Source organism: Roseobacter sp. S87 (assembly GCF_055693285.1).
The window spans coordinates 3378585-3400454 of the sequence record NZ_JBVFTR010000004.1 but is presented as its reverse complement, the minus strand read 5'-3'; the positions used below and the strand labels follow the sequence as shown (position 1 = coordinate 3400454).

Here is a 21870-nt window from a genome sequence, read left to right as displayed (position 1 = left end):
CCGTGAATGTGTTCAGACTGACTGCTTTTTCCCTGTCGCTTATGGTTATGGCAAACGTTGCCGCTTCACAGGGCGCGAATGTGGCTTTTGGCGCGCTGCAACAGTCGACGGATCTGCCGGTCGAGGTCACGGCGGATAATCTGTCTGTCGATCAGGAAACCGGAACCGCTGTTTTCACCGACAACGTCGTAATTGCGCAGGGTGAAATGCGGCTGTCCGCGGCCAAAGTTCTGGTGGTTTACAAAACCGCCGCTGAAGGGATCGAGCGCCTGGAGGCAACAGGCGGCGTGACGCTCGTGTCTGGCGAGGACGCCGCCGAATCTGAGGCCGCGAATTACGATATCGACAACGGCTCGATCGTGATGACCGGCAATGTCCTGCTTGTGCAGGGCCCTTCTATTCTGTCAGCAGACCAGATGACGGTCCAGCTGCGCGAGGGCACTGCCCGGATGAGCGGGAACATCCGGACCGTTCTGCAGACCGGCGACAACTGATGGCCGCGCCCAAACTGACTGTTGCCGAAGGGTCCGCCGGACTGCGTGTTGAGCACCTGCGAAAATCTTACCGTAAGAAGACGGTTATCCGCGACTTTTCAATGTATCTGGAGCGTGGCGAGGTTACCGCACTCCTTGGTCCGAATGGGTCCGGAAAAACCACCACCTTCTATGCAATCGCCGGCCTGGTGACGCCTGAAGGCGGGTCTGTGACAATCGATGGTCAGGATGTGACCGGGTTTCCCATGTACCGGCGTGCGCAGATGGGTATCGGGTACCTTCCGCAGGAAATGAGCATCTTTCGTGGTCTTTCCGTGCAGGACAACATTGCCGCGATCCTGGATATAACGGAGAGCAACCGCCACAAACGGCGTGAGCGTCTGGAGGAGCTTCTGAGCGAGTTCTCCATTGAGCACCTGCGCCGCGCACCTGCGCTTGCCCTTTCAGGTGGGGAACGGCGCCGCGTCGAAATTGCGCGATCACTCGCAGCAGAATCCCCGGTATCTGCTGCTGGATGAGCCATTCGCCGGCGTGGACCCGATTTCCGTCGGCGACATCCGCCAGCTTGTGTCGGACCTGAAAAACCGCGGAATCGGCGTGCTGATCACGGACCACAACGTGCGCGAAACGCTCGAGATTGTGGACCGTGCCTATATCCTGCACGAGGGGCAGGTTCTGATGTCCGGCACACCGGATGATGTCGTGCAGAATGAGAATGTCCGCCGCGTATATCTTGGCGACAACTTCCGGATTTCTTAACAGACCTTCCAGCGCGTTAACCATTTTTTCGCGTTTTGAGAGTGTGTTTTGTTTGACTCAAGCGCGCCTTTTCGGGCTCAATGGACGCATGGCTAGTATCCGGCTCTGTCTTTTGGACCTTTACCCTGCTCTGCAGGGGTTCGAAGCTAACAACCTGAACTTAAGCCATTTTCTGAAACTCCGTTAAACTGTCGTCAGCGTTCAGTCGCTGACACCAGCCGGAGTTCGCCATGAGAAGGAGAAGATATGCGGTATCAGATCAGCGGAAAACAGATCGACATTGGTGAAGCACTGCAGACGCACGTCAAAGAAGAACTTGGCGAGATCTGTCAAGAAATACGCAGAGCGTCCCACCGAAGCTGTCGTGGTTTTTCCAGATCGGCGCATGAATACGTTTGTGAAGCGACAGTTCACCTGTCAACCGGTCTGACCGCTCAGGCCAAAGCACATCAGACGGAAATATACGCAGCATTTGATGCATGTTGCGAAAAGATGGAGAAGCAGCTGCGACGCTACAAGCGCAGGTTGAAAGATCATCACAAAGATCGGTCAGAACCGGTTGAAATATACGGAGGCTCCTCATATATCCTCGCATCAGAAACCGACTCGGAAGATAATGAGCCGGACACGCTGCAGCCCATGATCGTGGCCGAGATGGAAACCAAGATCCCATCTCTCTCTGTCGGAGAAGCCGTGATGCAGATGGAGATTGCTGGCGCGCCCGTCCTGGTCTTCCGGAATGAGAGCAAAAACGGGCTGAATGTCGTGTATCGCCGCGAAGATGGCAACATCGGCTGGATTGACCCTCAGTAGGACCCTGCGCGGAAACCCCGGGCAAAAGTGCGTAATTTATGGATTTTGCTACCCTCCTGAAACCGGAGGCCGTGAAGGTTATAACCTCGGCCTCCAGTAAAAAGCGCCTGATGCAGAGCCTTGGCGATCTGGCTGAGCAGGTCTACGGCCTGCCCTCCGGTGAAATCCTGGATGCGCTGCTGGCGCGCGAGGCACTCGGACCGACTGGCGTAGGCTACGGCGTGGCACTGCCGCACGCACGCACGTCGCGTCTGGAATCAGTGGCCGGTGTCTTTGTTCTGCTGGACAAGCCGATTGATTTTAATGCCGTCGACCGCCAGCCCGTAGACATCGCATTCGGTCTGTTTGCACCGGAAGATGCAGGTGTTGAGCACCTGAAAGCTCTGGCGCTCGTTTCACGCACGCTGCGGGATTCGGCAATCTGCGCCAAACTGCGGGCAGATCCGGATCCGGCTACGCTCTATACAATCCTGACCTCGGGTGAGGCCGAACAGGCCGCGTAAGACAAACTCATTCTCCATTCAGAAGGCGGTCTCGGGGTCTAGCGGTCGTAGTGCCCGCTCTGATGCCAGCGCCATGCATCCCGGATCATCGTCTTCATTGTCGAGCGCGACGGGGTCCAGCCCAGTTCGGCTTCGGCGCGGGTCGACCCGGACACAAGTCGGGTGCAGTCGCCGGGGCGGCGGTCACCTTCCGTATAGGGCACCGGCCTGTTGGTCACGGCACGGCTCTGATCCATAACCTCGCGCACGGAGAAACCCGTTCCCGTCCCAAGATTAAAAACGCGGGACCCTTTGCCCTGCTCCAGCCAGTTCAGCCCCAGAACATGAGCATCAACCAGATCGCAGACATGCACGTAATCGCGGATACAGGTACCGTCGGGCGTGTCATAGTCAGTGCCGAAAATCGTGAGCGCATCGCGTTTGCCGTCAATGGCATCGAGCAGCAACGGCACAAGGTGTGTTTCAGGCTGGTGGAATTCGCCCACTTCACCCTCGGGATCCGCACCCGCCACGTTGAAGTAGCGGAAAATCACATGCTTCAGCCCATGAGCCGCATCAAAGTCGCGAAGAATATCCTCAATCGCACGCTTTGAGGCGCCATAGGCGTTGATCGGGTGCTGTTCGCTGTTCTCATCCAGAACCACGTTGTCCTGATCGCCATAGGTGGCGCATGTTGAGGAGAACACAAACTGTTTGCATCCGCTCTCAACGGCCGCCTCGATCAGATTCAGAGACCCCTGCACATTGTTTCGCCAGTAAACGCCCGGTTGCTGCATACTCTCGCCAACCTGGCTGAGTGCCGCAAAATGCATGACAGCTGCTGGCTTCCACCTGGCAAACACTTCCCTGAGCCGCGCCGGATCCAGCAGGTCCCCCTGTTCGAACGGACCGAACCGGACGGCGTCCTGCCATCCGGTGATCAGATTATCAAAGGTTACAGGCGTGTATCCCGCCGCTTTCAGAGCCTTACAGGCGTGCGAGCCGATATAGCCCGCGCCGCCGGTTACCAGGATATTGGTCATGAAGTGCTGCCTTACTCTGCTGCTTTGCCCATCGTGACAATATCATGCAGATAAGCGGACAGATCGTCACGCAGTTCATCGCGGGCCAGACCAAATGCAACGGTGGCCTGCAGGAACCCGGACTTGGATCCACAGTCGAACCGCTGGCCGGCAAACCGGTAGCCGTACACCCCGTTGCCGGTTCCGATCTCTGTCGCAATGGCATCCGTCAGCTGGATTTCACCGCCAGCGCCGGATTTGATGCTGTGGAGATTCTGCAGAACGGTAGGCGACAGAATATAACGGCCGATGACAGCAAGGTTGGACGGCGCTTCACCGGCGGGTGGTTTCTCGACCATACCCTTGACCCGCACCATCGCGCCCATGTCCTCGGAAATATCGAGCATGCCATATGATGATGCTTTGGCGGCAGGGACCTCCATCGCGGCAACCATGTTGCCACCGGTTTCCTCATAGGCTTCCGCCATCTGCTGAAGACAGGGTTTTTCGGCGGCGATCACGTCATCCGGCAGAATAACGGCAAACGGCTCGTCCCCGATCAGACGGCGCGCACACCAGACCGCATGGCCAAGACCAAGCGCGCGGTGCTGGCGGATATAGGCAATCGCGCCGCTTTCCATGTTCGTGGATTCCAGCGTTTCGAGAAGCTGGGTTTTACCTTTTTTGCGCAGCTCTTCCTCGAGCTGAGGCGCGTGGTCGAAGTAATCCTCGAGCGCCCCTTTACCGCGTGAGGTAACAAAGATGAATTCCTTGATCCCGGCGGCACGGGCCTCGTCGATCGCGTATTGGATGAGCGGTCTGTCGACCAGCGTCATGATTTCTTTTGGAACTGACTTGGTGGCGGGCAGAAAGCGCGTGCCCAGTCCTGCGACCGGGAAAATCGCTTTGGTTACCTTATGTTTCATTACTCTTGGTCCTAACAATACATTGCGCCACTGTACCACATAATCGCCTCACTGTGCCAATGGCCTCACACGATCCGGGTCGTACAGCATTTCATGGCTGAATGCCCGGAGAGATACAGTCCTTCTTTCCCCTGCGCACCATAACGTTGGGGATGGCATAATTATGGCGGAATGCCGCCAGTTATGGCGACATCTCTGACAAAAGTCAGTTAACCCCCATCTCCTTCATCATCTTTTCCAGACGCGGCACATCTTCGGGGTTATTGAGTTCCCAGAACTGACGGCCCCGGGCGGAAACCTCAACACACAGGACATGGCGCCCGTTCTCAAGGAATCTCAGCTGTTCGAGGCCTTCCAGCTGTTCCAGCGGTCCTGTCTTCCAGCCCGGATAAGCGGCGAGCGCGGCCGGGCGATAGGCATATACGCCGACATGGTGAAAAACCGGTGTTTCCGCTTCATCTCCGGTCCAGGTCCGACCGGTAAAGGGAATCACTTCCTTGGAAAAATAAAGAGCCTGACCGCCATCGCCGAACACCGCCGTGGTGCCGCCGACGCGTCCGGCCTGCCGGTCTTCGAGAAAACCGCTCAGGGTTGCGCCGTCACACCGCAGAACCGGCGTGGCAATTTCGGCGTCAGGTGCTGCCCGAAGCCCTTCGACCAGGTCTTCGATAAACCAGTGTGGTGTCAGTGGCGCGTCGCCCTGCAGGTTGACCACGATGTCATATCCACCACCCAGTTTTTCGTGAGCCTCAGCACAGCGTTCGGTACCGTTTGCGCAATCCGGTGACGTCATCACGACCTCGGCGCCAAAGGCATGGGCGGCCTCTTCAATGCGGGTGTCATCCGTGGCGACGACCACGCGGTCCACACCGGAAACGGACATTGCCGCGCGCCAGCTGCGTTCGATCAGACTCTGACCCTCGCCCGACGCGCCGCGCAGCACAGCGAGTGGTTTCCCGGGATACCGGGATGACGCGTAACGGGCGGGGATTGCAATCAGAACAGACATCAGCCGGTTTTGAGCGTCACGGCCGGCGCACTCGCGATGAAAAAGGGATTGGCGTACCCCTCTTTGCCATAAGTCAGCGGTGAATGATCATCGAACCGCACGACGATTCCGCCCGCGCCACGCAGTACTGCGTCGCCTGCTGCAGTGTCCCACTCCATCGTGCGCCCCAGCCGGGGGTAGATGTCCGCCTCACCAGTTGCAACGAGACAAAATTTCAGGGAACTGCCGGCACTCTTCATGTCCTGCACGGCATATTTGTTGATGTAGTCATCTGTCGCCTGGTCCCGGTGGGATTTGGACGCCACAACCATCAGTGCGGAATTGTCCGGCTCAGAGACTGATATGGGGTTCAGCGGGCCGACCTGATCCAGTGCCAGCACACCGGTTTCCTCAACGGCACGGCCGGTGCTGTCAGTGTAGAACATACGCCCCCGGGCAGGCGCGTAGACCACGCCACGGGTCGGTATCCCGTTCTCTACAAGGGCGATATTGACGGTAAAATCCCCGCGTCTGTTGATGAATTCCTTGGTGCCGTCGAGCGGATCCACGATCAGAAAGGTGTCACCCGTTTTGTCGTGAGTTGCCGCCTGCTCTTCGGTCACCAGCAGTATTTCCGGAAACGATTCACGCAGCCCCGCAGAGATAATTTCATCCGCAGCTTCGTCAGCTTCTGTCACAGGGCTCGCATCGGATTTGACCTTCACCTCAAAGTCGTCAGCCTCATAAATCTCCATGATGCGCGCGCCGCCCAGCAGAGCAAGCCGTCGCATCTCAGCTTCCAACATACTGTAATTCATATACTTTATTCCTGGTTCCTCAGTTGTTGATCAAACCGTCACCGCCCCTTATGCTGTCAGCCTAACGGAACAGCAAGAAATCCGTGCAATACTGCCCTTAAACACGAGGCCCGGCAGACATGTTTCAGGCATCCCACAGACGACAGGGTACTCTGTCTTCTGCCCTCACGATATTCTCGCTGATATACCATTCAGTGGTGCGTTCCGTACGCAAGACGCATTCGAACGCCTTTCTGGCCATCGGAATAAACCTGCTGCAGGTGGTGATTTTTGTGGCCGCCTTCTATGCCATGTTCGCCCTTCTCGGTCTGCAGGGTGCCGCAGTGCGGGGCGATTTCCTGCTCTACATTATGTCCGGCGTCTTTCTCTTTATGACGCACACAAAGGCCATGGGCGCTGTTGTCAGTTCCGAGGGCCCCGCCAGCCCGATGATGCAGCATGCGCCGATGAACACGATCATTGCCATCGCTTCGGCGGCTGTGGGCTCGCTCTATATTCAGGTCCTGTCGATGTCTGTGATCCTGTTTCTGTATCATGTGGCATGGACACCGATCACAATCGACGAACCCTTTGCCGCCTTTGCGATGTTCATGATTGCCTGGTTCACCGGTGTTGCCATCGGCCTTGTTCTGCTGGCGCTCAAACCCTGGATGCCGCAGTTTGTGACCATCTTCAACACGATCTATCAGCGGGCCAATATGATCGCTTCGGGCAAGATGTTCGTGGCGAACGTCATGCCCGGCTATATGCTGGCAATGTTTGACTGGAACCCGCTGTTTCACTCCATCGATCAGGCGCGCGGGTTCATCTTCATCAACTACGTCCCGCGGTTCACAAACTGGGAATACGCGCTGATCGTCGGCGTCGTACTGGTGATGATCGGGTTGATGGGCGAGTTCTACACCCGCCGACATGCCTCCATCAGCTGGAGCGCACGGCGCTGATCACAAAAGGCTGCTTCGGGAAACGGGTACCGCACCGCAGACAGGCGGCGCGCGCGTCCGGCATGTTCTGATCGAAACTGTTCACAAAAGGTCTCCTGCTGATGGGACTTTGTGATACACTTATTGCGAGCATTCGAAAGACCGGTCAGCACAGCCAGAATGAAAACACAAAGTCCAGCACCGGTTTCAGCCGCTGCGCGCCAGCCCCGGCGTTCCGGCAGTCAGGCCACACACGAAAACGCGGAAAGCGGCATTCAGTCAGAAATCCTGTCAGGCCTTCAGGATCAGGCATCGAGCAGCCCTCCTGCGCAACGGCTCGCTCAGCTTCAAAGCCGTGCAGATCACAGCACCGCAGTTCTGGCCCGGAAACCCGGTGGAGAGGGCGCCGCATCCTTATCCGCTGACATGGAATCGCAGGAGCGCGGTGCAGAAAACCTGCAGGTTTCAGACCGCAGTACTGATCTGCCGCCACCCGTTCAGCGCGTGCCCCTTGGCATACGTACGGCTCCGGGCGACGCCGGGGTCGAGCTCGATTCGGCAAGCCTGGACCCTATCCGTACCTACGTCGCGGACAACGAAGCGGCCAACCGACAGGACCTGAACCGGCTTCTTGTAGAAGCCGTGCGGCGCAAAGATCATGACAGCCTCCCGCAAATTCAGGCGATCGTGAATGCTCACCAGAATGACGGAAGCAAAAAGGCAGTGCCGAACGTCATCCATATGATCTGGATCGGCGACAGTATTGGCAGTGGGGAAGTCGAGAACATCCGCAGCATTCACGCAAGTATCACCGACAAGGTCGGCTGGGGCATCAAACTGTGGACTGACAGCCGCAAATGCGGGTTTCTGGATGGCAGCGACGAACTCCGGCAACTGGCACTTGCCCCCAACTTTGAAATCAACCGAACTCTTCAGGACCAGGTCGATGACCGTGTGAAGCCGACCTACGAAAAGGCATATCGCAAAACGGAAAAAGGCGCGAAAGGCGCTTTCACGATGATGTCCGACCTTGCGCGGTACTCGATCCTGCTCAGCGAGGGTGGGATATACATGGACGTGGATCTCAACCTTGGAGATGCAGATGTCAGTTCATGGGATATGACGATGTCGGATGAAACGGGCATTCCCGCATTTGGTCCGAACATTCAGTATGTGGGCGACATGGAAAGCAATCTTCCGATGGCGCTCGCCCGCTCGCATAGGGCCGGCGACCTCACGGTTCAGGCAGACCTGCAGAATGATCTGGCCGGAGGCGTCCGTCAGGCGTTTCAGAAGATGTTCGAAACCGGTCTGGAAGTCGCGGACCACACGGACATGTCTGAAGAAGCTCTTGCCGGGGCAAACGACGGAGACTCCATCGAATCGGATCAGGCGCTGTCTGACAAAACGCGTATCGCGGCGATGGCGCAGTATATGCGGGGCAACATTTCGAACAATCTGGTCGCAGCTCCTCCCAACCAGCGCTTTCTCGATTTTATGCTGGAAAAGATCGGAAATGGTCTGGAAAAAGCTGACTATGACTACGATCCGGCGATGGTGCCGTTCATTACCGGACCTGTCGCGCTTATGCCCCTGATTCTGGAATTCTACGGTCAGCAAAATGAAAGCGAGGCCGGTGCGAACCCGGACAGCGAAACCAAACGGGCTCTGATGGACCCCAACTGGGTGTCGCAGCTTATCCAGGTGGAATGGTTGACGGGCGTGCACAAGGCCCGCGAAGAACGCAACCGACAGGAAGAAGCAGCGCGGGCAGCGGCACCGGCGGCACCACGCCGCCGCCGCCGTGGGCCCTGCTATCTGACAACGGCCTGCGTGACGCACAGGGGTTGAGCGACGACTGCACGGAACTTGAGGTGCTGCGCCGGTTCAGGGACGAATATCTGCTCACCCGGCCGGATGGCGAATATCTGGTCGGGCTCTACTACAGAACCGCGCCTGCGATCGTCGCGGCCATTCACCGGCGTGAAGATGAAGAAGAAATCTGGGAAACCGTTTACGGTGTCATTTCATTGTGTGTTGCAGTCATCCAGGCGGGGCAAAACGAAAAGGCCTTCAATATATACTGCGCGATGGTGAAAAAGCTCGAGGCCTGTTTTCTGGAGACGGATGACCTGCCGGACCTTGCCGGTGCTGCCTGATTGTCAGTGAAGCAGACGCCGGAATGCTACGTCACAACCCGCAGCGTCAGATTGAGCCGGCCATTGTTTTCCAGCAGTGATGAGGACCCGAACCGGATGCGATCCACCCCATGGTGGGCAAGGCGCGCGGCTCCCCCCATCACGACGACATCACCGCTTTCCAGCCAGACAGACTGTGTCTTGCCACCCCGTTCGACACCACCCATCCGGAAAAGACCATCATCGCCCAGTGACACGGACACGACAGGCCAGTCAAAACCCGCTTCGTCCTTGTCCTGATGCATGCCCATGCGTGCGCCCTCGCCATAATAATTGATCAGGCAGCACTCCGGCACACGGTCCGTACCGGAGACCCCGCGCCATATCTGCAGGACGCTTTCAGGAATGGGTGGCCAGGACATGCCGGCGGGATGCGTTTTACTATAGCGGTAACCGGCCCGATCCGTGATCCAGCCGTATTGACCCGCAGCAGTCATCCGCACAGACATTGGCTTGCCCCGGGGCGTAACGGGTTCGAAAAAGGGGGCCTGGCGGACAACGTCACGCAAATCCTGCACCAGTTCTTCGCAGGCAGTTCTGTCGAGCAAACCCTTGTGAATTTCAAAGCCCGCGATGCTCATTTGCATCAGTCCTGCCCCTCCTGGCTGTCATTGCTGAAATTTCTGCCGGAATCCCTGCAGGCGGCGCTCTCAAAGGTTGCAGGGCCGCTGGCCCCTCCTTATATACCCTCCGAACCGCATGGGGCGACCCGCTCCATGTGAAAAGAGATCGGGATCAGGGCGCCAAAACGGGTCCGTATTCCGTGTCATCGCCTTAAGTTTTAAGAGGGATCAGAAAATGGCCAAAGTGATCGGTATCGACCTTGGAACCACAAACAGCTGCATCGCCATCATGGACGGTTCGCAGCCGCGTGTTATTGAGAATGCAGAAGGTGCACGCACGACACCTTCGATCGTCGCCTTTACCGACGAAGAGCGACTGGTCGGCCAGCCGGCAAAACGCCAGGCGGTCACCAACCCTGACAATACAATCTTTGGCGTCAAGCGCCTGATCGGCCGTCGCAACGACGACGCGGATCTTGCCAAGGACAAGAAAAACCTCCCCTTCGCTGTTATCGACGGCGGCAACGGCGACGCATGGGTCGAGGCAAAGGGCGAGAAGTACTCTCCCTCGCAGATTTCTGCGTTCATCCTGGGCAAAATGAAAGAAACCGCCGAGAGCTATCTGGGCGAAGACGTGACTCAAGCTGTCATCACGGTTCCGGCCTATTTCAACGACGCCCAGCGTCAGGCAACCAAGGACGCGGGCAAGATTGCCGGTCTTGAAGTTCTGCGGATCATCAACGAGCCGACAGCTGCAGCACTCGCCTATGGCCTCGACAAGGAAAACACACAAACCATCGCGGTCTATGACCTTGGCGGCGGTACATTCGACGTGACCATCCTGGAAATCGACGATGGCCTTTTCGAAGTGAAATCCACCAATGGTGACACCTTCCTTGGCGGCGAAGACTTTGACATGCGCATCGTCAACTACCTCGCCGATGAGTTCAAAAAAGAGCACCAGGTTGACCTGACACAGGACAAGATGGCCCTGCAGCGTCTGAAAGAGGCCGCAGAGAAAGCCAAGATCGAACTGTCCTCTTCCAGCCAGACCGAGATTAACCAGCCGTTTATCTCGATGGGCTCCAACGGCCAGCCGCTGCACATGGTCATGAAACTGACCCGCTCCAAACTGGAAAGCCTGGTCGGCGATCTGATCAAATCCTCGCTGAAACCATGTCAGGCCGCTCTGAAGGATGCCGGTCTTTCCGCTGGCGACATCGACGAAGTGGTGCTCGTGGGTGGTATGACCCGCATGCCCAAAGTGGTCGAGGAAGTGACGAAGTTCTTTGGTAAAGAGCCGCACAAGGGTGTGAACCCTGACGAGGTTGTTGCGATGGGTGCCGCCATTCAGGCCGGTGTTCTGCAGGGCGACGTCAAGGACGTGGTGCTGCTCGACGTGACGCCGCTGTCGCTGGGCATCGAAACACTGGGTGGCGTATTCACCCGTCTGATCGACCGCAACACCACCATCCCGACCAAGAAGTCGCAGATCTTCTCGACCGCCGAGGACAACCAGAACGCTGTGACCATCCGGGTTTTCCAGGGTGAGCGCGAAATGGCGTCCGACAACAAAATCCTTGGTGCCTTCAACCTGGAAAACATCCCACCGGCCCCGCGCGGTATGCCCCAGATCGAGGTCACTTTTGACATCGACGCCAACGGCATCGTGTCGGTAGGCGCGATGGACAAGGGCACCGGTAAGGAACAGAAAATCACGATCCAGGCCTCCGGTGGTCTGTCGGATGACGACATCGAGAAAATGGTGAAGGACGCCGAGGAGAACGCGGAGGCCGACAAAGAGCGCCGCGAGCTCATTGAAGCGAAAAACCAAGCAGAGAGCCTCATCCATTCGACCGAGAAATCGATGGAAGAGCACGCTGACAAGGTTGATCCGACGACCATCGAAGCGATTGAACTCGCCATTGCCGCGCTCAAGGATGAGCTGGAAACCGACAATGCGGACAAAATCAAATCCGGTATCCAGAACGTCACCGAAGCAGCCATGAAACTAGGTGAAGCCATCTACAAGGCGGCTCAGGAAGAAGGTGAAGAGACACCGGAAGCTGCTGATGAGCCCCGTGCAGACGATGATGACATTGTTGACGCGGAGTTCGAGGATCTTGACGACGACAAGCGCGCATAATCAGCGCGTGGTCCGGAACTTCAGCATAGGCCGACCCACCGGGTCGGCCTCTCACGTTCCGGAGAGGGGACAATTCCATGGCAAAACGTGACTATTACGAAGTGCTTGGCGTCGCCAAAGGAGCCTCGGCTGACGAGATCAAAAAGGGATATCGCCGCAAAGCCAAAGAGCTGCACCCGGACAGAAACGCCGATAATCCTCAGGCGGAAGCACAGTTCAAAGAAGCGAACGAAGCTTACGAAGTTCTGAAGGACGCAGAAAAGAAAGCAGCCTATGACCGGTTCGGTCACGCGGCCTTTGAGGGCGGCATGGGCGGCGGTGGCGGACGTCCGGGCGGTGGCTTCGGCGGCGGTCAGGGCGATTTCTCGTCGGCGTTCTCGGACGTCTTTGACGATCTCTTCGGCGATTTCATGGGCGGCCAGCGCGGTGGCGGTGGCGGCGGACGGCGTGCATCCCGCGGGTCGGACCTGCGCTACAACATGCGTATTGATCTGGAGGATGCATTTTCCGGCATTCAGAAAACGATCAACGTGCCGAGCTCGGTCAGCTGCTCCAGCTGTAACGGGTCAGGGTCCGAAGGTGGGTCTGAGCCTGCAACCTGCCCGACCTGTTCAGGCATGGGCAAGGTCCGCGCGCAGCAGGGGTTCTTTACCGTCGAACGGACATGCCCGACCTGTTCGGGTCTCGGACAGATCATCAAAAACCCCTGCAAATCCTGCCAGGGCGCAGGCCGCGTCGAAAAAGAGCGCGCGCTCAATGTGAACATCCCGGCAGGCGTGGAAACCGGTACGCGTATCCGTCTTGGTGGCGAGGGCGAGGCCGGTATGCGCGGCGGACCGGCTGGTGACCTCTACATCTTTATCGATGTTGCGGATCATGAGCTGTTCCAGAGAGAGGGAACGAACCTCTACTGCCGCGTTCCTGTTTCGATGGCAAAGGCAGCACTGGGTGGGTCCATTGAGGTCCCGACAATTGACGGTGGACGCGGGCGCGTACAAATCCCTGCGGGCAGCCAGTCCGGACGCCAGATGCGGCTGAGATCCAAGGGCATGCCAGCGCTGCGGGGTGCCGGGTCAGGGGATATGTTTATCGAACTGGCGGTTGAGACACCTGTTAATCTCACAGCCCGCCAGAAAGAGATCCTGCAGGAGTTCGATGATCTGTCTGAGGACAACAACCCGGAATCCTCCAGCTTCTTTTCATCGGTCAAAAGCTTCTGGGACTCGATGAAGGGCTGAACGGCAGCCTGACAATTCAACAGAACCGGCGGAGCGCTATTTCCGCCGGTTTTTTCGTGGCCTACCTGACCCAAACCTCAACGCGCCGGTTGATCAGTCGGCCCCAGTCGCTGGAATCGCAGGCAACGGGCATGGCCTCACCAAATGCGTCGACCTCCAGAATCGTGCGATCCCTGTCAAATGTCTCCGCCGCATCCAGCACCGCACGCCGCACGGCTTCGGCGCGTCGCAGGGAAATCGACTGGTTCGCCAGGGCGGGACCATTGCCGTCACTGAACCCCACAAACAGGAGCTCACCGGAATCGTAGGTTCCCCGCTCCAGGGCCTCTGCAAGCTGCACAATATTTGACCGCGATTGTGCGTCCAGTCTGGCCGATCCTGCCTCAAACCGGAAGGACGTCGTCAGCCGTTTCCGCGGGCCAAGAACAGACACCATACGCTGCAGATCCTGCAGTGATATTTCCGGGCCTGCGGCGCCAATCGCATTGGCGAGCCGGTTCCCCTGAACATCAAGCGTTGCGAGCTCGGGCGACTGGTCGACAAATCCTGATCGCCGGATGACCAGCTGCGCCGCAGAAGACGTGGCGAACGCCATGAATTCCCGTCCTGTTCGCGGCAGCCGCCGTGCAGGCCGATAAAGAAACATGGGTGCTGTGAAAGGGTAATCTTCGGTTTTGATCGTCTGGCGGCCGGCCACCAGATTTCGGCCACACCCGCCTTCCAACGCCAGTACACGGGCACGGCCGGTTTCTGCAAAACTGGCTATGCCCAGCGCAAAAGGGTCTGCTGCCACGGCCTGAACCAGATCTTCTCCAAGAGAATATCTTTTAATTTCAGATGTCTGATCAAGATCAGAACGATCCATCACGAGGTGCTGAAATGCCTGAGACAGACCAGAGGCTGCATCCGGCCCATATAGGCTGATGGGCGCGTCAGGGCCGCCCAAGGCGGACCAGTTACGGATGTCACCCGCAAAAACCCGCGCAAGATCACCCGGGGAAACGGACCTGACAGGGTTGTCGGAAGCCACAATCGGGACAATCGCATCAAGTGCCAGCACGCGGGCGCGCCGGGCGTCGGACACGTCGCCCATGCCTGCCTCCGACGCGCGTTGCACTTCGTCTGGCCGGACTTCGCGCGACGCCATGACGATGTCTGCCTCGTTCGCCAGCAGGTCGGCGAACCCCTCGTCTGTATTGGTAAGGCGAAAGAAGAAACGTGCGACCGTGCGATCCGTGTTCGTATCTTTCAGCTCATAGACCCGGTGTGACGCATCGCGGGTTTCGCGTGTCACACTGTATCCGTTGCGCTGCGCGAAGGTCTCGATCAGGGCAGGCAGCATGACCGACCCCATGGAAGCGGCGCCGGAAATGCGGATCTCTGCTACAAAATCCTGCAGACTGGGGCAGGCCGGACCGTCACACGTAACACCGGAACCATCGACTGTCAGTTCCCCGTAGATCGTGTCGATGCGGTAAAACTCGCCATCAAAACCCAACAGCGTGCCGGATAATTCAACCTCGCCATCCCGCGAGGTCAGCGTCACATCCTCCGCATCAAGCGGCCGGCAGAGCGCGAAAAAGAAAAGTGCAGCGCCGGACGCTGCACGCAGGAGTGTCATGAAACGGGCCTCGCAACGGTCAGTTGCTGGCGAGTTTCAGGTCTCCCAGCGGGTTTTTCAACACCAGATAGTCACCGACTGCTTCACAGGACGGGACGTCAATGCTCAGGTCGCTGACCTCCGGAAGACCGCCGCGGAAAACAGTGACAGCCGTGGCAGATACGGTTTTCCCACAGTTTTTTGCGGTCACTTCGGTTTCAATACTCAGATCAACCGCACCTACCGCACGCGATATCGCGACAGGGTAAGTGTAAATCTCACTGACAAGATGGTCTTTGTCGCCCGGTTTCCCGAGCACAGTCATGAAACCACCATCACCATTGCTGATCATCGAAGCGTCACGGGGCGCGCCACTCCACACATGTCCGGCGTCGCCATAGGCAGCTCCGAACTCACGGGCGTGTATCTGGATGCCTGTTTCGCCGACACCCTGGACCAGAACACGGTCGTAAAGAGCAATCGTCGGAACCGCAGCACTGGCCGTTGTTGAACGGCCGTTTTCGAAGGACACAGAAAACTCCGCATCCGCTTCCAGCGCCGGAACCTCAAGGCTCAGCGTACCATCATCTCCAAGCATCTCGTCGAACACGATACTCTGATGTGTGATGGTCACGATCTGGCCAGCAAAACAGGAGGCTTTCAGATCCAGACGAACCATAGCCCCGGGCAGTGTTTCAGCCGCGGCGGAAACGGGGCATCCGGAACGGATCGTGTACTGAGGTCTGGACACTGCAGCCGCAGGTTCTTCAAACAGAACCGGCTCAACCGCAGCCGTAACATCTGTGACTTCGGGCAGTTCCGCCGATGTCAGCGTGATGTCGTTTACATCAAGAACAGGACCGTCAGCGACTGGTTCTGCAATGGGCGTTTTCGTTTCCGGTGCGGCAAGCCCGACAGTTATCATACTGCTCTTGGCGATTTCTACGTGGTCTCCATAACGCTGCTGAGCGGCGTCCCCGCTCTGCATCACGAAACCAATGCCCAACGCGCAGGCAAGCGTGCCGGCCGCTGTCATGATTTCCGTTTTTTGGGACATATTACGATCCTCTTCCACCTGTTAAGAATGGTTAATAGATCGTAAACGGGGCTCACTTATGACGTGTATTGGGTGTCATTCAGGCAACAAAAAGGCAGACTGATCAGACCAGACGCCCATGACAGTGCTTAAATTTCTTACCAGAACCGCAGGGGCATGCCTCATTTCTGCCCGGATTGCCCCATGTTGAAGGGTCATCTTCGACGAATCCTTCTGCCGCATTCTCCGGATTCCCTTCAGAAACAACATTTTCAGACGATGCCGCCTCTGCTGCTGTGGCTGCAACCGCCGCACCGGCCGCTGCGGAACCCGCTGCTGCCTGTTGCGCCCGGATCTGCGCGAGCAACTGGTCTCGCTCCTCTTCACTCAGCGGCTGAATCTGCGCCAGCTTCTGGGTCACATCCTCACGCAGACTGTCGAGCATTCCCTCAAACAGCTGGAAGGACTCATTCTTGTATTCGTTCAGCGGATCACGCTGGGCATATCCGCGGAAACCAACAACCGAACGCAGGTGTTCGAGGGTCAGCAGATGCTCGCGCCACTTGGCATCAATCGCCTGCAGCAGAATCTGCTTTTCAATGTTGCGCATGTTCTCGGACCCGAACTGCTCGTTCTTGCCGGACATATACGCGTCGGATGCTTCGACCAGACGATCACGGATCACTTCGTCGTCTGCACCCTCTTCATCGGCCCAGTCCGTGACAGGCGCATCAATTCCAAGCTGCTCGCGGGTCGCCAGCAACAATCCTTCGGAATCCCACTGGTCCGCGTAGGTATTAGGCGGCAGGTACGTGTCGATCAGATCATCAATGACCTGATGGCGCATATCCGTAGTAATCTCGGACAGGTCTGCTGCTTCCATGATCTCGCGACGCTGGCCAAAGACGACCTTACGCTGTTCGTTCATCACGTCGTCAAATTTGAGCAGCTGCTTCCGGATGTCGAAGTTCCGCCCCTCGACCTTCGCCTGAGCGCGCTCAAGCGACTTGTTCACCCAAGGGTGAACGATGGCCTCGCCTTCCTTGAGACCGAGAGTCGTGAGAACCTTCTCCAGACGTTCGGACCCAAAGATCCGCATCAGGTCATCTTCGAGGCTGAGGTAGAATGACGAACGGCCCGGGTCACCCTGACGGCCGGAGCGGCCGCGCAGCTGGTTGTCGATCCGGCGGCTCTCGTGGCGTTCCGATGCCAGGACATAAAGGCCGCCGGCTTCCAGAACTTTCTTCTTTTCATCTGCGTGCGCGGCTTCAATATCTGCACGCAGGGCTTCCGGATCAGCTTCGGGGTCCGCCGTCACCGCTTCCATCACCTGCAGATCGACATTGCCACCAAGCTGAATATCCGTCCCGCGGCCCGCCATATTGGTGGCGATGGTCACTGCCCCAAGTTTACCGGCATCGGCCACGATCTGCGCTTCCTGCTCGTGCTGCCGTGCGTTCAGAACGTTGTGTTTGATTCCTGAAGAGGTGAGCATCGTGCTCAGCATCTCGGATTTTTCGATCGACGTGGTCCCGACGAGCACGGGTTGTCCGCGCTCGTGGCTCTCTTTGATCTGCCCGATCATTGCGTCGTATTTTTCACGCACTGTGCGGTAGACCTGATCGTCCTCGTCCACACGTGCAATGGGTTTGTTGGTCGGCACTTCGACCACGCCGAGGCCATAGATTTCCATGAACTCTTCGGCTTCTGTCAGCGCCGTACCGGTCATGCCGGCCAGTTTGTTGTAGAGGCGGAAGTAGTTCTGGAACGTCACCGATGCGAGCGTCACGTTCTCAGGCTTGATGGAAACATCTTCCTTTGCCTCGATGGCCTGGTGCAGACCATCAGACAGGCGACGCCCGGCCATCATACGGCCGGTAAACTCATCAATCAGGACAATCTCGCCGTCCCGCACAATGTAATCCTTGTCGCGCTGGAACAGTTTGTGCGCGCGCAGACCCTGATTGATGTGGTGCACGATCGTTGTGCTTTCCGGATCATAGAGCGACTGTTCAGCTTCCAGCAGTTCGTTGCTGCGCAGCAGATCCTCAAGGAACTCATTACCCTCATCCGTGAAAGTCACGTTTCGGGTCTTTTCGTCGAGCTCAAAATGATCGTCCTGCAACGAAGGGATCAGTTTGTCGATCGTGCGGTACATTTCCGAACGGTCCTGCGATGGACCGGAAATGATCAGCGGTGTCCGCGCTTCGTCGATGAGAATACTGTCCACCTCATCCACGATCGCAAAATTGTGTTTCTTCTGGAAAATCTGGCTGAGCTCGGAACGCATGTTGTCCCGCAGGTAATCAAAGCCAAGCTCGTTGTTCGTGGCGTAGGTGATATCGCTTTCGTAAGCGATACGTTTGCTGTCCTGGTCCATCTCGGAATAGGCAACACCAGTTGTCATCCCAAGAGCAGCAAACACCTTGCCCATCCAGGCCGCATCGCGGCGCGCGAGGTATTCGTTCACAGTAACGATATGCACGCCATCGCCGGTCAGCGCGTTAAGGTATGCAGCGAAAGTGGCGGTGAGCGTTTTGCCCTCACCCGTTTTCTGTTCCGCGATATTGCCCTGATGCAGAAACACGGCCCCCATCAGCTGTGTATCGAAGGCACGCAGGCCCAGTGCACGGCGCGCGGCCTCGCGGCAGTTGGCGAAGGCTTCGGGCAGCAGAGCGTCGAGGTTTTCACCACCTTTGGCCCGCTTGCGCAGCTCTTCTGTCTTCTGGATGAGACCTTCGTCCGGAAGATTTTCGAACTCCGGTTCCAATGCGTTGATCTGGGCGATCAGGGGCCGGGTTGCCTTGATTTTGCGGTCGTTTGGCGTGCCAAAGACTTTTTTCGCGATTGTTCCGATACCCAGCATGCGTTCTCCAGCCGAAGTGTTAGTGTCAGGCGCTGATCTGCTTGCTCGTCCGCGGCGCAGCCCATAGAAATAATGTGAACGCCAGCCTCTTGTGGCGCCCATAGGGCGATGTAAGGGTCACGCCAAACCGTGTCAATGTCGCGCCCCGCCGTGACCCTCTTATAGGATCAAAACATGTTTAAACATCGCGGAACTCTTTCGTCTGTTGTATTTGCGGTTCTGCTGGCGCTGCCGGTCGCCGCGCAGGAGAATTCGACCGCAACGCCCGAAGAGCGGCCCGATCCGGATGCATCGACCGTTTTGGTAACTGTGGGCGAGACCGACATCACGCTGGGTCACCTGATTGCCGCAGCGGCTCTGCTGCCGCCTGAGTATCAGCGTATGGAAGACAGTGTTCTGTTCGAAGGTATTCTTCAGCAGCTTGTTCAGCAGGAAGCTCTGGCCCAGACCTTCCGCGAGGAACTGCCCCTGCCGCTTGCGCTGCAGCTCGAAAATGAAAAACGCGCCCTCGTGGCACGCCAGGTGATTCAGGACAAGGTTTCCGAACTTCTGACCGAAGAGGACATTGCCAAACGGTACGACGAACAATACGGCAGCATCGAAGCGGAACCGGAGTACAACGCATCCCACATTCTTGTTGAGAGTGAAGAGGAAGCCCTCAATGTGATAGACGTCATCAACAATGGCGGAGACTTCGCAGAAACCGCACGGGAGTTTTCCACCGGGCCGTCCGGGCCAAACGGTGGTGCGCTTGGCTGGTTCGGCGCCGGTATGATGGTGCCTTCTTTTGAGGCGGCGGCGATTGCACTTGAAGTCGGCGAAGTGTCCGGTCCGGTACAGACACAGTTCGGCTGGCACGTGATCCAGCTCAACGAAGTGCGCGCCAAAGACATTCCGACACTCGAGGATGTCCGCGCCAACATCGAACAGGATCTGACACAGGAGCTGGCATCGGCTTTTCTGGAGCGTGTAACGGATGCAGCAGATGTCCAGAGCGGCCCTGGGGCCGGTATGGACAGGTCATTCCTGCGGCGTCAGGATCTTCTTGAGGAGTAAGATCAGTGGCTGCATCACTGCCTGTTTCTCCGCTGGCACCAGCGGCATTTCCTGACCTGCCCGTTATAAACGGCGTCCGGTTTTCATCGGTTGCAGCCGGTGTGAAATATACCGGCCGCGACGACGTGATGCTGGCGCAGCTTGATCCGGGCACCGTTATCGCCGGTGTGTTCACCCGGTCGGCCACGCGGTCTGCGCCGGTACTGGACTGCCAGGCAAAGCTTGGAGGTGCCTCAGAAGCAGGGGCGGCTATTCTGGTGAACGCGGGTAACTCAAACGCATTCACCGGCCGGAACGGAACCGACGCTGTCGCTGCCATCACGCAGGCTGCCGCGCAGGCCTGCGGTGTTCCGGAAACGCGGGTTTTTACGTCTTCGACGGGCGTCATCGGGGAACCCCTGCCGCACGAAAGGATCACCACCTGCCTCAATACACTTGCAGGCAGCCTGTCACCGGACGCCATCAGCAGCGCTGCGAAGGCGATCATGACGACGGATACGTTTTCCAAAGGTGCTGGCGCGACCGTGGACATAGGTGGCAGACCTGTGCAGATCGCGGGGATCGCGAAGGGATCAGGCATGATCGCGCCGGATATGGCGACCATGCTCGTCTATATCTTCACAGACGCGTCGATTTCTCAGAGTGAACTTCAGTCTCTGCTCTCGCGACAGAACGAGGTTACCTTCAACAGCATTACCGTGGACAGCGATACGTCGACATCCGATACACTGCTGGTCGCAGCGACCGGAACATCAGGTGTCGATGTCACTGGTAATACCGATTTTGCGGACGCTCTCCACAAGGTCATGCTGGATCTCGCACATCAGGTGGTACGCGACGGTGAAGGGGCCACGAAATTTGTGGAAATCACGGTTTCAGGTGCCGAAAACGACAAAGACGCCCGCGTGCATGCTCTGTCCATCGCAAACTCCCCGCTTGTGAAAACCGCAATCGCCGGCGAGGACCCGAACTGGGGACGTGTCGTCATGGCAGTGGGCAAATCCGGTGCTGCTGCGGACCGCGACCTTCTGTCGATCCGGTTTGGCGATGTCATAGTCGCGGAAAACGGTTGGGTCAGTCCGGACTACGACGAGGCAAAAGCGGCAGCGCACATGAAAAACCAGGACCTTTCAATATCCGTTGATATCGGTCTGGGCAGCGGCACGGCCACGGTCTGGACCTGTGATCTGACCCATGGGTACATCGACATCAACGCGGATTACCGCTCCTGAAGCGCGGACGGAGGCTGCAATGAAAACAGTTCTTGTGTCAGCCGTGGCACTGATTGACGTCGACGGGCGGGTGCTTCTGGCGCAACGTCCGGAAGGGAAGTCCATGGCCGGACTGTGGGAATTTCCGGGCGGTAAAGTGGAACCTGGTGAAACGCCGGAAGCAGCCCTGATACGCGAACTGGAGGAAGAGCTGGGCATCAACACCTGGCAATCCTGTCTCGCGCCGCTGACTTTTGCCAGCCACAGCTACGAAGATTTTCATCTGCTGATGCCTCTGTTCGCCTGCCGGAAGTGGGAAGGAACGCCTGTTTCCCGCGAAAACCAGGCTTTGAAATGGGTGCGTGCCAACGATCTCAGAAACTATCCGATGCCCGAGGCGGACATTCCGCTCATCCCCATCCTGCGTGACTGGCTCTGATCGGCGGATTATTTCTCATTTATGAACAAATTTATAATAATTGAAATTTTGTTTATGGATTCTTAATCAAATTCTTCTACTTATAAAGGCAGTTTTTCTGGGGAGAAAAATATGCTTCGCACCATCACAATCGGGAGTGCGGTATCTGTACAGGGCATTTTTGTCAGGGATTTGCCTGACGGCCGCATTGTCGTGAAAGTCGATGACGACACGTACACCGGCAAGCCCGTTGTTCAAGGCGCAGACAAACTGCACTGAGACTTGTTAAGCCAAAAACAAAGGGACGGTGAAT

Annotated in this window: 20 protein-coding genes and 1 pseudogene; 13 read left to right on the top strand and 8 right to left on the bottom strand. The window is 57.5% G+C overall.

Going from position 1 to position 21870, the window contains the following annotated elements; genetic code table 11:
* Window positions 1–41: 41 nt before the first annotated feature.
* The 4 genes and pseudogenes from ACZ1HA_RS17665 to ACZ1HA_RS17650 all read left to right on the top strand — a co-directional run bounded on the left by ACZ1HA_RS17665 (window position 42) and on the right by ACZ1HA_RS17650 (window position 2569).
* The gene (locus ACZ1HA_RS17665; RefSeq protein WP_472715345.1) at window positions 42–494 is read left to right on the top strand and encodes an LptA/OstA family protein; all 453 of its coding nucleotides are present in this window, start codon (window positions 42–44) and stop codon (window positions 492–494) included.
* A pseudogene (lptB, locus tag ACZ1HA_RS17660) lies at window positions 494–1253 on the top strand (LPS export ABC transporter ATP-binding protein). Before ACZ1HA_RS17665 ends, lptB begins: the two are co-directional and overlap by 1 nt.
* A gap of 246 nt (window positions 1254–1499) precedes the next feature.
* Window positions 1500–2066, top strand: a complete 567-nt coding sequence (hpf, locus tag ACZ1HA_RS17655) for a ribosome hibernation-promoting factor, HPF/YfiA family (protein ID WP_472714829.1) — start codon at window positions 1500–1502, stop codon at window positions 2064–2066.
* A 38-nt stretch (window positions 2067–2104) separates the two neighbouring features.
* Window positions 2105–2569: a PTS sugar transporter subunit IIA gene (locus ACZ1HA_RS17650; protein WP_472714828.1), complete on the top strand. Its 465-nt coding sequence runs from the start codon at window positions 2105–2107 to the stop codon at window positions 2567–2569.
* Window positions 2570–2607: 38 nt separating this feature from the next.
* On the opposite strand, the gene galE is transcribed toward ACZ1HA_RS17650, so the two are convergent.
* The 4 genes from galE to cysQ all read right to left on the bottom strand — a co-directional run bounded on the left by galE (window position 2608) and on the right by cysQ (window position 6302).
* On the bottom strand, window positions 2608–3591 hold the full coding sequence (gene galE / locus ACZ1HA_RS17645; protein WP_472714827.1) for a UDP-glucose 4-epimerase GalE: 984 nt from the start codon (window positions 3589–3591) through the stop codon (window positions 2608–2610).
* Window positions 3592–3602: 11 nt separating this feature from the next.
* Window positions 3603–4496, bottom strand: a complete 894-nt coding sequence (gene galU, locus ACZ1HA_RS17640) for a UTP--glucose-1-phosphate uridylyltransferase GalU (RefSeq protein ID WP_375229381.1) — start codon at window positions 4494–4496, stop codon at window positions 3603–3605.
* Between the two features lie 205 nt (window positions 4497–4701).
* The gene (locus ACZ1HA_RS17635; RefSeq protein ID WP_472714826.1) at window positions 4702–5505 is read right to left on the bottom strand and encodes a 3-deoxy-manno-octulosonate cytidylyltransferase; all 804 of its coding nucleotides are present in this window, start codon (window positions 5503–5505) and stop codon (window positions 4702–4704) included.
* On the bottom strand, window positions 5505–6302 hold the full coding sequence (cysQ, locus tag ACZ1HA_RS17630) for a 3'(2'),5'-bisphosphate nucleotidase CysQ (protein WP_375229382.1): 798 nt from the start codon (window positions 6300–6302) through the stop codon (window positions 5505–5507). The genes ACZ1HA_RS17635 and cysQ overlap by 1 nt, the downstream gene beginning before the upstream one ends.
* Before the next feature lie 119 nt (window positions 6303–6421).
* Here cysQ and ACZ1HA_RS17625 point away from each other — a divergent pair, with 119 nt between their 5' ends.
* From ACZ1HA_RS17625 to ACZ1HA_RS17615, 3 genes are all read left to right on the top strand, one after another.
* Window positions 6422–7246, top strand: a complete 825-nt coding sequence (locus tag ACZ1HA_RS17625) for an ABC transporter permease (protein ID WP_375229383.1) — start codon at window positions 6422–6424, stop codon at window positions 7244–7246.
* A gap of 159 nt (window positions 7247–7405) precedes the next feature.
* Complete coding sequence (locus ACZ1HA_RS17620) at window positions 7406–9076, top strand: glycosyltransferase (RefSeq protein WP_472714825.1); 1671 nt, start codon at window positions 7406–7408, stop codon at window positions 9074–9076.
* A complete protein-coding gene (locus ACZ1HA_RS17615; RefSeq protein ID WP_472714824.1) occupies window positions 9073–9384 on the top strand; it encodes a CFI-box-CTERM domain-containing protein in 312 nt (103 codons plus the stop codon). Before ACZ1HA_RS17620 ends, ACZ1HA_RS17615 begins: the two co-directional genes overlap by 4 nt.
* Window positions 9385–9410: 26 nt before the next feature.
* On the opposite strand, the gene ACZ1HA_RS17610 is transcribed toward ACZ1HA_RS17615, so the two are convergent.
* Window positions 9411–10010 (bottom strand): alpha-ketoglutarate-dependent dioxygenase AlkB family protein, encoded by a 600-nt coding sequence (locus tag ACZ1HA_RS17610; RefSeq protein WP_472714823.1) that lies wholly within the window; start codon window positions 10008–10010, stop codon window positions 9411–9413.
* 211 nt (window positions 10011–10221) lie between these two features.
* On the opposite strand from ACZ1HA_RS17610, the gene dnaK reads away from it, so the two are divergent.
* The gene (dnaK, locus tag ACZ1HA_RS17605) at window positions 10222–12132 is read left to right on the top strand and encodes a molecular chaperone DnaK (RefSeq protein WP_375229387.1); all 1911 of its coding nucleotides are present in this window, start codon (window positions 10222–10224) and stop codon (window positions 12130–12132) included.
* Between the two features lie 77 nt (window positions 12133–12209).
* Window positions 12210–13370, top strand: coding sequence for a molecular chaperone DnaJ (gene dnaJ / locus ACZ1HA_RS17600; RefSeq protein ID WP_472714822.1), 1161 nt, complete (start codon window positions 12210–12212; stop codon window positions 13368–13370).
* Window positions 13371–13431: 61 nt separating this feature from the next.
* Here the strand turns inward: dnaJ and ACZ1HA_RS17595 are convergent, their stop codons facing one another.
* From ACZ1HA_RS17595 to secA, 3 genes are all read right to left on the bottom strand, one after another.
* Window positions 13432–14991 carry a phosphate ABC transporter substrate-binding/OmpA family protein gene (locus ACZ1HA_RS17595; RefSeq protein WP_472714821.1) on the bottom strand — a complete coding sequence of 520 codons (1560 nt, stop codon included), beginning with the start codon at window positions 14989–14991 and terminating at the stop codon, window positions 13432–13434.
* 19 nt (window positions 14992–15010) lie between these two features.
* On the bottom strand, window positions 15011–16027 hold the full coding sequence (locus ACZ1HA_RS17590) for a hypothetical protein (protein ID WP_472714820.1): 1017 nt from the start codon (window positions 16025–16027) through the stop codon (window positions 15011–15013).
* 103 nt (window positions 16028–16130) lie between these two features.
* Window positions 16131–18872, bottom strand: a complete 2742-nt coding sequence (gene secA, locus ACZ1HA_RS17585; RefSeq protein ID WP_472714819.1) for a preprotein translocase subunit SecA — start codon at window positions 18870–18872, stop codon at window positions 16131–16133.
* 174 nt (window positions 18873–19046) lie between these two features.
* Here secA and ACZ1HA_RS17580 point away from each other — a divergent pair, with 174 nt between their 5' ends.
* The 4 genes from ACZ1HA_RS17580 to ACZ1HA_RS17565 all read left to right on the top strand — a co-directional run bounded on the left by ACZ1HA_RS17580 (window position 19047) and on the right by ACZ1HA_RS17565 (window position 21836).
* Entirely contained in the window at window positions 19047–19928 is an 882-nt protein-coding gene (locus ACZ1HA_RS17580; protein ID WP_472714818.1) for a peptidylprolyl isomerase, read from the top strand.
* Between the two features lie 5 nt (window positions 19929–19933).
* On the top strand, window positions 19934–21160 hold the full coding sequence (gene argJ, locus ACZ1HA_RS17575; protein ID WP_472714817.1) for a bifunctional glutamate N-acetyltransferase/amino-acid acetyltransferase ArgJ: 1227 nt from the start codon (window positions 19934–19936) through the stop codon (window positions 21158–21160).
* Between the two features lie 19 nt (window positions 21161–21179).
* Complete coding sequence (locus tag ACZ1HA_RS17570; RefSeq protein WP_472714816.1) at window positions 21180–21578, top strand: (deoxy)nucleoside triphosphate pyrophosphohydrolase; 399 nt, start codon at window positions 21180–21182, stop codon at window positions 21576–21578.
* 111 nt (window positions 21579–21689) lie between these two features.
* Entirely contained in the window at window positions 21690–21836 is a 147-nt protein-coding gene (locus ACZ1HA_RS17565; protein WP_375229395.1) for a hypothetical protein, read from the top strand.
* The last annotated feature ends 34 nt before the right edge of the window (window positions 21837–21870 follow it).

Coding starts and splice junctions, on each gene's coding strand:
- ACZ1HA_RS17590 (WP_472714820.1), bottom strand. CDS start 16,027: ATGTCCCAAAAAACGGAAATCATGACAGCGGCCGGCACGCTTGCCTGC.
- dnaK (WP_375229387.1), top strand. CDS start 10,222: ATGGCCAAAGTGATCGGTATCGACCTTGGAACCACAAACAGCTGCATC.
- ACZ1HA_RS17610 (WP_472714823.1), bottom strand. CDS start 10,010: ATGCAAATGAGCATCGCGGGCTTTGAAATTCACAAGGGTTTGCTCGAC.
- dnaJ (WP_472714822.1), top strand. CDS start 12,210: ATGGCAAAACGTGACTATTACGAAGTGCTTGGCGTCGCCAAAGGAGCC.
- ACZ1HA_RS17565 (WP_375229395.1), top strand. CDS start 21,690: ATGCTTCGCACCATCACAATCGGGAGTGCGGTATCTGTACAGGGCATT.
- ACZ1HA_RS17580 (WP_472714818.1), top strand. CDS start 19,047: ATGTTTAAACATCGCGGAACTCTTTCGTCTGTTGTATTTGCGGTTCTG.
- galE (WP_472714827.1), bottom strand. CDS start 3,591: ATGACCAATATCCTGGTAACCGGCGGCGCGGGCTATATCGGCTCGCAC.
- ACZ1HA_RS17625 (WP_375229383.1), top strand. CDS start 6,422: ATGTTTCAGGCATCCCACAGACGACAGGGTACTCTGTCTTCTGCCCTC.
- ACZ1HA_RS17620 (WP_472714825.1), top strand. CDS start 7,406: ATGAAAACACAAAGTCCAGCACCGGTTTCAGCCGCTGCGCGCCAGCCC.
- hpf (WP_472714829.1), top strand. CDS start 1,500: ATGCGGTATCAGATCAGCGGAAAACAGATCGACATTGGTGAAGCACTG.
- cysQ (WP_375229382.1), bottom strand. CDS start 6,302: ATGAATTACAGTATGTTGGAAGCTGAGATGCGACGGCTTGCTCTGCTG.
- galU (WP_375229381.1), bottom strand. CDS start 4,496: ATGAAACATAAGGTAACCAAAGCGATTTTCCCGGTCGCAGGACTGGGC.
- ACZ1HA_RS17665 (WP_472715345.1), top strand. CDS start 42: ATGGTTATGGCAAACGTTGCCGCTTCACAGGGCGCGAATGTGGCTTTT.
- ACZ1HA_RS17635 (WP_472714826.1), bottom strand. CDS start 5,505: ATGTCTGTTCTGATTGCAATCCCCGCCCGTTACGCGTCATCCCGGTAT.
- ACZ1HA_RS17595 (WP_472714821.1), bottom strand. CDS start 14,991: ATGACACTCCTGCGTGCAGCGTCCGGCGCTGCACTTTTCTTTTTCGCG.
- ACZ1HA_RS17570 (WP_472714816.1), top strand. CDS start 21,180: ATGAAAACAGTTCTTGTGTCAGCCGTGGCACTGATTGACGTCGACGGG.
- ACZ1HA_RS17650 (WP_472714828.1), top strand. CDS start 2,105: ATGGATTTTGCTACCCTCCTGAAACCGGAGGCCGTGAAGGTTATAACC.
- secA (WP_472714819.1), bottom strand. CDS start 18,872: ATGCTGGGTATCGGAACAATCGCGAAAAAAGTCTTTGGCACGCCAAAC.